Origin of the sequence: Streptomyces rimosus subsp. rimosus (assembly GCF_000720725.1) — a bacterium.
GTDB lineage: Bacteria > Actinomycetota > Actinomycetes > Streptomycetales > Streptomycetaceae > Streptomyces > Streptomyces rimosus_A.
Window position 1 is genome coordinate 1 of sequence record NZ_JOCQ01000055.1, and the last position, 12,970, is coordinate 12,970.

Genomic DNA, 12,970 nt, shown 5'->3' on the forward strand with positions numbered 1-12,970 from the left:
CTCTGCTACCCACGCATCGAAGCAGGCCAGCCCACCGTGTGCTCCGAAACCTGCGTCGGACGACTGCGCTACCTCGGCGTCATGCTCTACGACCCCGACCGCGTCGGCGAAGCCGCGGCCACCCCCGACGAAAAGGACCTCTACGAAGCCCAGCTCTCCTGCTTCCTCGACCCCACCGACCCCGAAGTCACCCGCGCTGCCGAGGCATCCGGCATCCCGCACGACTGGATCACCGCCGCCCGCAACTCTCCCGTATACGCCCTGATCCGTACGCACCGCGTGGCGCTCCCGCTGCACCCGGAGTACCGCACCATGCCCATGGTCTGGTACGTGCCGCCGCTGTCGCCGGTGGTGGAGTCGCTGACCGCGACCGGTCACGACGGCGAGGATCCGGCCAAGCTGTTCGCCGCCATCGACGCGCTGCGCATTCCACGGGAGTACCTGGCCCACCTGTTCACGGCGGGCGATCCGGCGCCCGTCGAAGCCGCCCTGTGCCGGCTGGCCGCAATGCGCGCCCATATGCGGCGCGCCAATCTCGGTGAGGACCGGGACCCGGCGATCGCCGCCTCCGTGGGCATGACGGCCGGAACGCTCGAAGCGCTGTACCGGCTGCTGGCGCTGGCCAAATACGAGGAGCGCTATGTGATCCCGACGAGCTACAGCACCGTCCCGGGCGACGGGGACGGCGGGTGCAGCCTGGACGGGGACGGCGGTCCGGGCATGTACGGCCCGGACGGCTTCCACGCCCCGCCCCTCGCCGCGCCACCGGCCGCACACGCCGGGACCTCGCTGCGGGACCGGGTGAACCTCCTGAACTGGAACGGCCGCGGCCGTCCCACCGGCCTCTTTCCCCGCCGGCGGGGAGAGTCGTGACCACAGCGCCGCTCCGGAGAAGAGCCATGAACACCGCCCTGCTCCACCAGGCCGCGTCCCTGCTGCTGACCTACCCCGGGCCGGACTGGCCCGACCGGCACCGGAGCGTGCGCACGGCCCTGCGGTCGGAGAGTGGCGGGCCGGGCGCCCTGCTGCTGCGGTTCTGCGCCCGCGTACAGGACGTGGCCCCACTCGCGCTCGCCGCGCAGTACGTCGCCACGTTCGACCGCAGCCCCCGCCGCACCCTGCACCTGACGTACTACACCGACGGCGACACCCGCCGCCGCGGCGCCTCCCTCGTCCGCCTCAAGGCGGGTTACCGCGCCGCCGGCTGGCAGCCCGCGCCGGACGAACTCCCGGACCACCTGCCCGTGATGCTGGAATTCGCCGCCCGCACCCCGGCAGCGGGCCGCCGTCTGCTGGCCGGGCACCGGGCCGCGCTGGAGCTGCTGCGCCTGGCTCTGGAGGACTACCGCAGCCCGTACGGCGATGTCCTCGACGCCGTCTGCCGCACCCTGCCGGGGCCGCGCCCGGCCGACCGTGCCGCCGCGCGCCGGCTGGCCCGTACCGGACCCCCGCCCGTGGAGACCGTGGGCCTGGCCCCCTTCTCCGGCGGCTCCGGACCCGAGCCCGGAGGAGACCGCCGGTGAATCATCTGCACACCGCGCTGTGGGGCGTGCTGCCGTACCTCGCCGCGACGTTGCTCGTCGCGGGCAGCGCCTGGCGCTACCACTACGACCGGTTCGGCTTCACCACCCGCTCCAGCCAGCTGCACGAGAGCGCGCTGCTGCGCCTCGGCTCGCCGCTGTTCCACTACGGTCTGCTCTTCGTCATCGTGGGCCACATCTCCGGCCTGCTCATCCCGGAGACCTTCACCGAGTACGTCCACGTCCACGAGTGGCTGTACCACCTCAACGCCCTCGCCGTCGGCGGTGTGGCCGGACTGGTCACCACGGCGGGGCTGGCCGTCCTGGTCTACCGGCGGCTGAGCGTTCCGGCGGTTCGTGCCGCCGGCCTGCGGTCGGACCGCGTACTGCATCCGCTGCTCGCCGCGAGCCTGGTCGCCGGGCTGGCGGCCACCGCGACCACCACCAGCGACCACCCGTACGACTACCGCCAGGGGGTGTCCGTGTGGTTCCGCTCGCTGTTCATCCTCGACCCGGACGTGGCCGTCATGGCGCACGCGCCGTTCGTCTACCAGCTGCACGCGCTGCTCGGCATGGCGCTGTTCGCGCTGTGGCCGTTCAGCCGGCTCGTGCACGCCTTCACCGCGCCGGTCGGCTATCTGGTGCGGCCGTACATCGTCTACCGCTCCCGCGGGCGCCGGACGGCGGGGCGGCCGGTGGCGGGGCCTCCCGTCCGCGCGGGGTCCCGGCGCGGACGGGAGAAGGACCACAGTGCCGTACGCGGGCGATGACGGCCGTTCGACAGGGGTGCGGAGTGGGTATACGGGCTACTGCTCCAGCAGCCCCTTCCGCAGATGTTCCAGGGTCCGGGAGAGCAGCCGCGAGACATGCATCTGGGAAATGCCCAGTTCCGCGCCGATCTGAGCCTGCGTCATCTCCTGGACGAAGCGCATCTCGATGATGCGGCGCCGGCGGTCGTCCAGCTCGTGCAGGAGCGGGGCGAGGGCGTTGAGGTTCTCGACCAGTTCCATGCCGGGGTCGTCGTCGCCCATGACGTCGGCGATGGCGCGGCTCTCGCCGCCCGCGCCGGAGCCGTCGCCGGAGGCGTCCAGCGGGCCCGCCGTGTAGCCGTTGCTGGCGGCGATCGCGTCGACGACCTCGGGCTCGCCGATCTGCAGACGGGCGGCCAGCTCGGGCACGGTGGGTTCGCGGCCCAGGTCGGCGGAGAGCTGCTCGCCGGCCCGGGACAGTTCGACCCGCAGCTCCTGGACCCGGCGGGGTACGTGCACGGCCCAGGTGGAGTCGCGGAAGAAGCGCTTGATCTCGCCGACGATGTACGGGACGGCGAAGGTGGAGAACTCCACCTCGCGCTCCAGGTCGAACCGGTCGATCGCCTTGATCAGCCCGATCGTGCCGACCTGGATGATGTCCTCGGAGTTCCCCTGGTCCTGGCCCCGGCCGCGGAAGCGGGAGGCGGCGAAGCGGACCAGTGAGAGATTCATCTCGATGAGGGTGTTGCGTGCGTACTGGTACTCGGCCGTTCCCTCTTCCAGCGTGGCGAGCCGGGCGAGGAACAGCTTCGACAGCTCCCGGGCGTCCCGGGGCGCCACCTTGGTCGCATCCCGGACCCGCGGCAGCTCGGGCGCCTCCCGCGCCGTCGCCGCCGTCCGAGGTCCCGCTGCACACCCTTGTACGGCAAGCATGGTCACGTCTTCACCCTTCACGGTACGTACGGTCAGGTGCACCTGCCCGACTCTTAGGTGTTCAACCCTTGCCAGTGGGAAACAGTTGCTGATGGGGCCGGGTGACCACCGGCCGGGGCGGGGCCGACGGGCGGCCACGGTGATCCGGCCTTCATGCCCTCGCCCGCGCTCGGTAACATTTGCCGGACGGCAACTGAAGATCGCGTGCGGTTGAGTACGCACCGCACGAGCAGCACATCACGCGCGCTTGTGCTTAAGCCAACCACCAAGAAAGGACCGTGGGTTGAGTTCCACCGAGGCCGCGGCACGCGAGCGTGTCACCGGCGCGCTGCGCGCAGAAACCGACACCGTCTCCGACCGCTGGGTACAGCTCCAGCTCGCCCAGGAGGAGTTGCGCGACATAGTCAGCGAGGGCGAGCTGCGCGAGGAGGCCGACGCCTTGCTCGGCGCCCTCCTGCAGGCCCTGGAGAGTGACGTTCCGGCAAATCGCGTGGTGGCCACCGACCGGTCGCTGCGCCAGGCTGTGACCGATCTCTCCATGCGGCGGGCGCGGGCCGGTGCCATGCCGACCGTCACGTCGCTGGCCGTGCTCTCGCTCAAGGAGGCGCTCCTGGAGGCGGTACAGCGGCAGACCCGGGACACCGAGGAGCTGTTCACCGCCGCCGTACTGATAAACCGGCTGCTGGACGCGGCCGGCGCGCTCTCCTTCGAGACGTACGTGGAGGGCCGCGAGGAGATCATCCGGCGGCAGAGCCGGCAGCTCCTGGAGGTGTCCACCCCGGTCGTCCGGCTGTGGCGGCAGGTACTGGCCGTGCCCCTGATCGGCACCCTCGACACCACCCGTACGCAGGTGGTGATGGAGAACCTGCTGGAGGCCATCCAGGAGCACGAGGCCCTGGTCGCCATCATCGACATCACGGGCGTGCCGACCGTGGACACCGCGGTCGCCCAGCATCTGATGCAGACCGTCAACGCGGTCCGGCTGATGGGCGCGGACTGTGTGATCAGCGGCATCCGGCCGTCCATCGCGCAGACCATCGCCCAGCTCGGCATCGACCTGTCCACCATCCTGACCCGCGCCACCCTCGCCGACGCGCTGGCCACCGCGGTCAAACTCACCGAAGAGGCCACCACCCACCGGTCCGCCGGCGTGCAGGAGAATCCGTGAACGCCCGGCCCACCCCGGGCGTACCCATCCTCCGGCTGGGCGACGTCCTGGTCACGGGCCTGCTCAACGAGCTGGACGACGCCACGGTGGTGGCCTTCACCGAGGAGCTGACCACCCGCATCACGGCCGACCGGGCCCGCGGTGTGCTCATCGACATCTCACGCCTGGAGATCATCGACTCCTTCGTGGCGCGGACGCTGATGGAACTGACCACCATGGCGCGCCTGCTGGGGGCCCGGGTGATCGTCGCGGGCATGCGTCCCCCGGTGGCCATGACCCTGGCCGAACTGGGGCTGCGCCTGGCCGGTGTGGAGACCGCCCTGAACGCGGAACACGGCATGGCGGCCCTGGGATGGCATCAGAGTCCCCGTCCCTCAGGAGAGGTACCGCATGAAGGGACCCGGTGAATACGGCGGTACCGGCCGCGCCGGTACCACGACCCTCAACGGCCGAGGCCCGGAGCGGTCCGGGGCCCCGGCGGAATCGACGGTGCTCACCGTGCGAACCGAACAGGACCTGCTCGCGATCCGGCACGCGGTGCGCGACGCCACCCTCCAGGTGGGCTTCAGCATCGTCGACCAGACCCGGGTGGTCACGGCCGCCAGCGAGCTGGCCCGCAACGCCTATGTCCACGGAGGTGGCGGCACGATACGGATCGAGTACCCGACCCGGCCCGGCGCGGTGGGCCTGCGGCTGACGGTCGACGACGCCGGCCCCGGCATCGCCGACATCGATGCCGCGCTCACCGACGGGTACACCACCGGCGCGGGGCTCGGGCACGGGCTGGGCGGCGCGCAGCGCCTGATGGACGAGTTCGAGATCCGTACCCGGGACGGCGGCGGTACGACGGTGACCGTGACCCGGTGGGCCGACCGTTGACCCTGCCCCCCGCCGTGTACCCGTCGGCGTACATCCCCGTCGACCACTACAGCGCCGTGCACCTGGCCGCGCAGGCCGCGCGGTCGGTCGCGCGGCGCTGCGGCCTGCAGGGCGCGCTGCCCGACCAGGCCGCGGTGATCGCGTCCGAGCTGGGCAGCAACCTCGCCAAGCACGCGGTGGACGGGGCGCTGTACGTCCAGGAGCTGCCTCTGGGGAGAGGAGTGGAGATCATCGCCGCGGACCGCGGGCCGGGCATGCCGGAGCTCCGGCGCTGCCTGGCCGACGGGTACACGACGACCGAGACGCTCGGCGCCGGGATGGGCGGCGTCAACCGCATAGCCACCAGCTTCACCGTCCGTACCCACGAGCCGGGCGGCACGGTGGCCTGTGCCCGGCTGACGTCGCCCGAGGACGCCGGGGCCGCGCGCCGGGCGGTCGGCGCGGTCTGTGTGCCCGCGCAGCGGGAGGAGGTCAGCGGCGACGCCTGCGCGGCGGCCGAGACCGGGTCGGGGCTGACCGCGATCATGGTCGACGGGCTCGGGCACGGCCCGGAGGCGGCCGAGGCGGCGCAGATCGCGCTGCGCACCTTCGCCAGAGCGCCCGACCAGCCGCTGCCCGGACTGCTGACCACCGTCCACCGCGCGCTGCGCCGCAGCCGGGGCGCGGCCGTCGGGCTGCTGCGGCTGCACGCCGGGCGCGCCCAGTACTGCGGCATCGGCAACGTACGGTGTCTGACGCTGACGCAGCGGGACATCCAGCACCGCCTGACCGGCCAACCCGGGGTGGCGGGCCTGGAGATGCCCCAGCCGCTGACCCGCGACATCCCGTGGGAACCGCACTTCACCGCCCTGCTGCACACCGACGGCATCGACCACCGCTGGGCGTACAGTCCGGACCCGTTCCTCGTACGTCTGCCCGCGCCGCTGCTGGCCACGGCCCTCGTGCACGGCCACCGCCGCAGCCGGGACGACGCGACCGTACTCGCCGCCAACCTCCACCAGAGACTTTCGTGAGACGCCACACCTTCCACGCGCTGCCGGCGCTGCGCCACGCCGTGCGCCGGCTGGGCGCGGCCAACGCCCTGCCCGTCGAGACCCGGGCGCGCCTCGTGCTGTCCGTGAGCACGCTGGCCGACTCGGTGCTCCGGGCCGGATACGGGGTCACGCTGGAGTCGGCCCGTACCTGTACGAGGGATCGTTCCTCCGCGGGCGGTTCCCTGGCCGTCACGCTGCGCACCCCCGCCCCGGTGCTCGCGCCGCCGGCCGGGCCCGAACTCCCGCTGCCCGCCCAGGTGTCGTCCGACGCGGCCACCTGGCACGTACCGCTGCCGGACGGGACCCCGGAGATCCGGATCCCCACGGGACGGCAGCCGGACGACGCAACGGGCGGCGGACGGCCGCGCGGCCCCGGCGGTACGCCCGCGGGCGCGTCCGGCGGCGACGGGGACGGCGCGGTGTCGGACCCGGCGGCCGAGAACCGGCTGCTGGAGGAGGAGCTGCGGGTCGCGCTGGCCCGGGTGGACTCCCTCGCCGCCGACCAGCGCCGCCTGACGCACGAGCTGGCCGAGACCAACAGCGGTGTGCTGGCGCTGTACGTACAGCTGGAGGAGCGCGACGAGCAGCTGCGCACGGCGCACGGCCACATCCTGCGCGAGCTGGAGGACGCGCTGCGCCCGCCGCCGATCGCGGTGGACGGGCTGGAACTGGCCGTGCACTACGCGCCGGCCGGCACCGACGCGCCCACCGGCGGCGACTTCTACGACTGGTTCACGCTGCCGGACGGGACGGTCCACATCACCGTCGTCGACGCGCTGGGACACGGCGTACGCAGTACGCGCAGTGCGCTGAACGTCACGCACGCGGTCCGCACGCTCGCGCTGGAGGGCCATCCGCTGAAGTCCATCGTGGCCCGTACGGACGAAATCCTCGCGCCGCTGGACCCCGAGCTGATGGCCACGGTGCTGCTGGCGCGGATCGACCCGGTCAGCGGGGATCTGCAGCTCGCCAACGGCAGCCATCCGCCGGCCCTGGTCGTGCGGGGCTCGGGCGAGAAGGAGTACCTGGAGGTGCGCGGGCGCGGGGTCGGCTATCCCTTCCCCGGCAGTGAGCGGCTGCTGCACGCGAAGCTGGACGAGGGGGACCTGCTGGTGCTCTACACCGACGGGCTCACCGAGAGCCGCCGGGACCCCAGGGAGGGCGAGCAGCGGCTGGCGGAGAGCGCCCGGCGGCACCGTCACCGGCCCACCGGGGAGATCCCCGGCGCCATCGCCGAGGACATGCACACCGTCGTCCTGCACCCGGACGACACGCTGGCGCTGGCCGTGCGCCTGTCGCCACGCTCAGGCTGAGCCGCGGCCCGCCCGGGCGACGACGGCGTGGACCGTCTTGCCCCGGGCGGTGGTCTCCACCCAGGTGGCCTTGGCGAGGCGGCGGACCATCGGCCAGCCGAAGCCGCCGCCCTCGCCGCGCACGTCCGGGTTGCGTTCGCGGGGCGGGTGGGTGCTGGAATCGGTCACGCTCACCGTCACCGTGTCGGGGGCGGCCGTCAGGCTCAGGGTGCAGGTGGCGGTCCGGGTGTGCCGGACGGCGTTGGTGACGAGTTCGGAGACGATCAGGACCACGGCGTCCGAGGCGTCCCGGTCCAGTGGCGGGCCAAGCCCCTGCAGCAGGTCACCGGCGGCGTCCCGGGCGACGGCCGCCGCTTCGGGGCAGTTCTCCAGCGTCACCACCAGCGACGGCGCTGCGGAAACCCTGTGCGGGGCCGTGGCGCTGCTCATCGGGGCTCACCTCGTTTCCCGTTCGACCGTAAGGCGTACAAGTAGGCAGCTTTCCCGCCAGGCAACCGGGCAATCACGCTGTCACATACGGAACGGCAAGTTCCCGATGGGGTGATAACCGGGCGGGCGGATTGCCGGTAACCGCTGCCACACGACCCGGGTACCCACTCCCGCGCGGGGTACAAGGGCAACTCCGGACCACTCGCGGATACGGCCGGACAGCAATCCCGGCCGCCGGCGAATGCGGCCGCGGCCGGCCGTGACCGTGCGTGGCCGTGCGCATTCGCTCACGAGACCAAGGAGGTCCATCCCATGTCGTCCTCGCTGCTGGAGAGTGTGGACATCGAAGCGCCCGTCGCGGTGAGCTGGGCGCTGTGGGCCGACGTCACACGGTGGCCGAGGTTCCTCAGCCACGTACGGCTGGCCGAGCGCCTGGACGATACGCATTTCGCCTGGCAGCTGTCGCTGCCGGGGGCGGACAAGAATTTCGTGGCGGAACTCACGGAAGTCAAACCCCAGGAGCGCATCGCCTGGAAAACGACGGAGGGTGTCCATCACGCGGGAGTCGTCACCTTCCACCGGCTCAGTGACACATCAAGCCGTGTCACGCTGCAAATAGAGTACTCACCGGAAGGTTTCGTGGAGCATCTGGGGGCCCTGACGAATCTGGACTCCACCCTCGCCAACTACGACCTGGGCGAATTCCGGAAACTCGCGGAGACGGCCGCGGGCGGCTGAAACCGGCCACTCCCCCGCCGGCCCCCGCCGGCTACTCCCCCGCCGGCTCCGCTGCCACGCCATCGGCCGCCGCCGCTTCCGCGACCGTCCCGTATAGCGGGAGCACGCCGTCGAGGCCGGTCAGCTCGAAGAGGCGGAGCAGGCCCGGCGAGGGGGCGGCCAGGCGCAGCCGGGAGCCCAGGGCGGCGTGCTGCTGCAGGAGGACGTTGACCGTCGTGGAGTCCGCGAAGTCCACCTCGGACAGGTCGACGACCACCGGCCGCGCCGCTCCGCCGTCCGGTCCGGCGCCGTCCCGGTGCCCGGCGCCCGCCTCGCGCAAGGCCGCTTCCAGGGGCGCGACGGTGTCGATGTCGAGCGGGCCGGTGACGGCGATGACCATGGGGTCCCCGGCGCACTGCCCTTCCCGTATCAGAACCTGCGTCGGCCGGTCTGCGCTGGGCTGTGGATGCACGGTAGTCCTCGGTCGGTGGCGGCTCGGCGGCCCGGCCGGACTTCCGTCCGGTCGGATGGAGTGATCAACAATAGAAGCGATTGTTGCCGTTTGACAATATTCCAGAAAGGCAACAATCTTGTCCCCGTCACTGTGAACACGGCTCTGCCCGGAGTGACTTCGGATCGGGAAGCGGGGCCTGAATGACTTCACGCAGTGTCCGCGCTGTCCGCACCCAGCGTGCGGCGGGCGGGGGCCGTACGGCTGCCCTCGGCCGTACGGTGCACGGCGGCCGCCCGGTGGAACGCCGCCAGGCCGGACGCGAGATCGGCGACCTGCGCCGGGTCCATCCGCGCCACGATGGCGGCGACCTCGCTCTTGCGGGCCGCCCGGTACTCCTCCAGGAAGGCACGCCCGCGCAGGCTCAGCCGCAGCTCGACCTCGCGCCGGCTCGTCGCGCTCGGACAACGTTCGGCCAGCCCCATGGCCTCCAGGCGGTCGCAGAGGCGACTCACCGCGGGCGGACGCGAGCCGAGTGCGTCGGCGAGCGCCCGCAGGTTAGTACCCTCATGATCCTCGATCACCAGGAGAGCCCGCAGCTGGGACGGCGACACCTGCGCCGAGCGTGCCGTCTCCTGGCCACGACCCCACAGCACCTCCAGCAACTCGGAGGCGGCAAGGGTGGCCTCGGTCACCTGCTCGTGCTGCGACTGGCCGGGAAAACGGGACACACGACCACTCTGTCACCCTCCGGCCGCCCGCGTCAGCCCGGCCATGTCTGAATCCAACTGAATCCACCGGTATAAGAATGTTTGAGAGACCGTGACCCTGAGCTGTGATGTGGAAAGAGCCGTTCGCGCGTCGGCACCGCACGCATTGGTGGACACGCTGCGCGAAGCACTCGCCGCGGCCTACGGAGCCACATCCGTACACCTGTTCCTCGCGGATTACGGCGGCACGGTACTCAGGCCGTTCGCCTCGCTCGGCGAGGACCCGCACGGCGCGCTGTCCATCTCCAACAGCCCGCAGGGGCGTGCCTTCGGCAGTCAGGAGCCGCACGAACGGCAGGTCCGGGAGGGCGGCGCCGTCGACCACCACCTGCCGGTGACGGTCCGCGGCGAACGGCTGGGCATCCTGACCGTACGGCTGCCCCGCGACCGCAGCGTGCCGGGCATCGCCGACGAGCTCGCGCACGCCGCCGACCTGCTCGGCCACGAGATCCTCGTCGCCGAGCGCGACACCGACGTCTACCAGCGGGCCCGCCGCGCCAACCGGCTCACGCTGGCCGCCGAGATGCAGTGGCAGCTGCTGCCCGCGCGGGCCTGCGTGGCCGAGGAGTACGCCATCGGGGCGCAGCTCGAACCGGCCTACGCGATCCACGGCGACAACTACGACTGGGCGGCGGACGCGGACGAGCTGACCCTCGCCGTCACCAACGGCATGGGCACCGGCATCGAGGCGTCCCTGCTCACCCACCTGACGGTCAATGCGCTGCGCAACGCCCGCCGCGCCGGCATCGGCATCGCCGACCAGGCGGCGCTGGCCGACCAGGCCCTCTACGGGCAGTACCGCGGCGCCGCCTACGTCTCGACGCTGCTGCTGCGCTTCCAGCTCGCGACCGGCCGCGTCGAGGTCGTGGACGCCGGCTCCCCACAGCTGTGGCGGCGCCGGGGCCGGGCCATCGACCGGGTGCCCCTGGAGGCGCAGCTGCCGCTCGGCATGTTCGAGGAGACGCAGTACGTGGCCCAGGAATTCGAGGTGCTGCCCGGCGACCGGCTGCTGTTCGTCAGCGACGGCGTGTACGGGGCGGTCTCGCCGCCGGGCGAGGAGTACGGCGAGCATGCCCTCGCCCGCGCGATACACGCCACCAGCCTGCTGCCCGCGGCGAGCGTGCCCCGCGCCGTGCTGCGCGACCTCGCCGAGTACCGCGACGCGGAGTCGATGGACGACGCGCTGGTGCTGTGCCTGGACTGGTTCGGACGGCCGGAGCACCGGGGCCGGTGAGGCGGGCCGGGAGCCGGGGCGCGGGGCGCCGGGTCAGCGGGCTGCCGCGGTGGCGGCCCCGGCCAGCGCCTCCACCTCGGCCCGCGCCGCGTCGAGCGACCCGTCCGCCAGCGGCTTGAATCGCGCCAGATCCGGAACAAGATGAGCCATCGTCATCTCGGCGCCGACGACCCGGACAGCGTCCTCCGCCACCCCGTGCGCACGGAAGTACGCCCGCAGGTACGGCGTCTGGAAGTCCCACGCCTCCCGTGGGGTCCCCGGCCCGTACGCCCCGCCCCGCGAGCTGATCACCACCACGCGCGTCCCCCGCAGCAGGCTCTCCCCTGTCACCGGGTCGCTGAACGCCCCGGGGAAGCCCACCCGGTCGATCCACGCCTTCAGCGCGGCGGGCACCGAGTAGTTGTACATCGGTGCGCCGATCAGCACCGTGTCGGCCGCCAGCAGTTCGTCCACCAGCGGGCGGGTCAGCGTCCACGCCCGCCGCTCGGCCGGGTTCGCGATCAGCGCGTCCACGCCGTCCGGCGGGACCAGGCCATGTTTCTCCACGCGCCGGCCGAGTGCGCAGTAGGCGGTGTCCAGCGGGGGCACGGGGTCGGCGGCCAGGTCCCGGTGGCGGTATCCGGCCGCCGTGCCGTGCGCGGCACGCCAGGTGTCGGCGAACAAGGCGGTCAGCTGCCTGCTGACCGACCCGCCGGAGCGGTCGGCGCTGGAATCCAGGTGCAGCAAGGATGTCATCGGGTTCTCCTGTCACTTCTCGTGCGGTGCGTCCGTCATTACCCGTGACGGAGCGGAACGAGGAAAGGTGACCGGTGGACGCGCGCGACGGGCTGGCGGAACGTTTCGAGGGACAGCGCGACCGGCTGCGGGCCGTCGCCCACCGGATGCTCGGCTCCCCGGAGGAGGCCGACGACGCCGTACAGGAGGCGTGGCTGCGCCTGAGCCGGGTGGACGCGGGGGCGGTGGACAACCTGGAGGGCTGGCTGCGGACGGTGGTGACGCGCATCTGCCTCGACGTGCTGCGTACGCGTACGTCCCGCCGCGAGGATTTGGCGGAGCCGGAGGGCTTCGACGAGGTCCCGGGCCGGTCGGCGAGTCCCGAGGCGACCGCGCTGCTGACCGACTCCGTCAGCCAGGCGCTGCTCGTGGTGCTGGACCGGCTGGGCCCCGCGGAACGCGTCGCGCTCGTCCTGCACGACATGTACGCCGTGCCGTTCCACGAGATCGCCCCCATCGTGGAACGCACCCCGGTCGCCACGAAGAAGCTCGCCAGCCGCGCGCGCCGGAAGGTACGGGGCACGCCCGCTCTCCCGGCCGCCGACCTGGCCCGGCACCGCCGCGTCGTCACGGCGTTCCTGACGGCCGCCCGCGCCGGCGACCTCCCGGCGGTCCTCGCCCTGCTGGCCCCCGATGTCGTGCGCCGCGCCGACCCCGCCGTCCTGCCACCGGGGGTGGCGCCCGAACTCCGCGGCGCCCGCGCGGTGGCCGAGGGCACCCTCCTGTTCGCCCACCGCTCCCGCCAGGCCGAACCGGCCCTCGTCGACGGCGCCGTCGGCCTCCTCGTGGCACCCCACGGCCGTCTGCGCATCGCGCTGACCTTCACCGTCGAGGACGACCGGATCACCGGTTACGAGGTGATCGCCGACCCGGCGCGGCTGCGGGGGCTGGAGATCGGGGTGCTCGGCTGAGCACGCCGGGACGCCGCTCGCCTCTCCCGTTCCAGACCATCCCCGCCGAATTGGCCATGTTGTCCGGGCCCGCCTCCGTACAGACTCA

At 72.5% G+C, this 12,970-nt stretch carries 16 protein-coding genes; 11 read left to right on the forward strand and 5 right to left on the reverse strand.

All coding sequences use genetic code 11. From position 1 onward, the window contains the following. The 3 genes from IH45_RS0125850 to narI all read left to right on the forward strand — a co-directional run. On the forward strand, positions 1-873 hold an 873-nt coding region (locus tag IH45_RS0125850), incomplete at its 5' end, for a nitrate reductase (protein WP_030673106.1). 26 nt (positions 874-899) lie between these two features. Then, positions 900-1,523 carry a nitrate reductase molybdenum cofactor assembly chaperone gene (narJ, locus tag IH45_RS0125855; RefSeq protein WP_050515190.1) on the forward strand — a complete coding sequence of 208 codons (624 nt, stop codon included), beginning with the start codon at positions 900-902 and terminating at the stop codon, positions 1,521-1,523. Next, positions 1,520-2,290, forward strand: coding sequence for a respiratory nitrate reductase subunit gamma (gene narI / locus IH45_RS0125860; protein WP_050515191.1), 771 nt, complete (start codon positions 1,520-1,522; stop codon positions 2,288-2,290). Before narJ ends, narI begins: the two co-directional genes overlap by 4 nt. A 36-nt stretch (positions 2,291-2,326) precedes the next feature. Here narI and IH45_RS0125865 read toward each other — a convergent pair whose 3' ends face one another. Continuing rightward, complete coding sequence (locus IH45_RS0125865; protein ID WP_032918398.1) at positions 2,327-3,202, reverse strand: SigB/SigF/SigG family RNA polymerase sigma factor; 876 nt, start codon at positions 3,200-3,202, stop codon at positions 2,327-2,329. 283 nt (positions 3,203-3,485) lie between these two features. On the opposite strand from IH45_RS0125865, the gene IH45_RS0125870 reads away from it, so the two are divergent. Genes IH45_RS0125870 through IH45_RS0125890 form a run of 5 tightly spaced genes read left to right on the forward strand, consistent with a single transcriptional unit; the run spans position 3,486 to position 7,596 of the window. Beyond that, a complete protein-coding gene (locus tag IH45_RS0125870) occupies positions 3,486-4,370 on the forward strand; it encodes an STAS domain-containing protein (RefSeq protein ID WP_030673117.1) in 885 nt (294 codons plus the stop codon). Then, positions 4,367-4,777 carry an STAS domain-containing protein gene (locus IH45_RS0125875; protein ID WP_030673120.1) on the forward strand — a complete coding sequence of 137 codons (411 nt, stop codon included), beginning with the start codon at positions 4,367-4,369 and terminating at the stop codon, positions 4,775-4,777. The genes IH45_RS0125870 and IH45_RS0125875 overlap by 4 nt, the downstream gene beginning before the upstream one ends. Next, positions 4,761-5,249 carry an ATP-binding protein gene (locus IH45_RS01000000144110; protein ID WP_030673123.1) on the forward strand — a complete coding sequence of 163 codons (489 nt, stop codon included), beginning with the start codon at positions 4,761-4,763 and terminating at the stop codon, positions 5,247-5,249. The genes IH45_RS0125875 and IH45_RS01000000144110 overlap by 17 nt, the downstream gene beginning before the upstream one ends. Beyond that, positions 5,234-6,262, forward strand: a complete 1,029-nt coding sequence (locus IH45_RS0125885; protein ID WP_050515192.1) for a SpoIIE family protein phosphatase — start codon at positions 5,234-5,236, stop codon at positions 6,260-6,262. The genes IH45_RS01000000144110 and IH45_RS0125885 overlap by 16 nt, the downstream gene beginning before the upstream one ends. Further along, a complete protein-coding gene (locus IH45_RS0125890; protein WP_030673129.1) occupies positions 6,259-7,596 on the forward strand; it encodes a PP2C family protein-serine/threonine phosphatase in 1,338 nt (445 codons plus the stop codon). Before IH45_RS0125885 ends, IH45_RS0125890 begins: the two co-directional genes overlap by 4 nt. On the opposite strand, the gene IH45_RS0125895 is transcribed toward IH45_RS0125890, so the two are convergent. Next, positions 7,588-8,025, reverse strand: coding sequence for an ATP-binding protein (locus IH45_RS0125895; protein ID WP_030673132.1), 438 nt, complete (start codon positions 8,023-8,025; stop codon positions 7,588-7,590). The genes IH45_RS0125890 and IH45_RS0125895 overlap by 9 nt on opposite strands. A gap of 312 nt (positions 8,026-8,337) precedes the next feature. On the opposite strand from IH45_RS0125895, the gene IH45_RS0125900 reads away from it, so the two are divergent. Further along, positions 8,338-8,763 (forward strand): SRPBCC family protein, encoded by a 426-nt coding sequence (locus tag IH45_RS0125900; protein ID WP_030673135.1) that lies wholly within the window; start codon positions 8,338-8,340, stop codon positions 8,761-8,763. Between the two features lie 31 nt (positions 8,764-8,794). On the opposite strand, the gene IH45_RS0125905 is transcribed toward IH45_RS0125900, so the two are convergent. Further along, positions 8,795-9,142, reverse strand: a complete 348-nt coding sequence (locus IH45_RS0125905) for an STAS domain-containing protein (RefSeq protein WP_032918388.1) — start codon at positions 9,140-9,142, stop codon at positions 8,795-8,797. A gap of 260 nt (positions 9,143-9,402) precedes the next feature. Continuing rightward, a complete protein-coding gene (locus tag IH45_RS0125910; RefSeq protein ID WP_030673141.1) occupies positions 9,403-9,924 on the reverse strand; it encodes a MarR family winged helix-turn-helix transcriptional regulator in 522 nt (173 codons plus the stop codon). Positions 9,925-10,033: 109 nt separating this feature from the next. Between IH45_RS0125910 and IH45_RS0125915 the strand changes: the two genes are divergently transcribed. Then, the gene (locus IH45_RS0125915) at positions 10,034-11,197 is read left to right on the forward strand and encodes a PP2C family protein-serine/threonine phosphatase (protein WP_234440674.1); all 1,164 of its coding nucleotides are present in this window, start codon (positions 10,034-10,036) and stop codon (positions 11,195-11,197) included. A gap of 33 nt (positions 11,198-11,230) precedes the next feature. Here the strand turns inward: IH45_RS0125915 and IH45_RS0125920 are convergent, their stop codons facing one another. Beyond that, entirely contained in the window at positions 11,231-11,932 is a 702-nt protein-coding gene (locus tag IH45_RS0125920; RefSeq protein WP_030673147.1) for an FMN-dependent NADH-azoreductase, read from the reverse strand. Positions 11,933-12,006: 74 nt separating this feature from the next. Between IH45_RS0125920 and IH45_RS0125925 the strand changes: the two genes are divergently transcribed. Continuing rightward, positions 12,007-12,882 (forward strand): sigma-70 family RNA polymerase sigma factor, encoded by an 876-nt coding sequence (locus IH45_RS0125925; protein WP_030673149.1) that lies wholly within the window; start codon positions 12,007-12,009, stop codon positions 12,880-12,882. The last annotated feature ends 88 nt before the right edge of the window (positions 12,883-12,970 follow it).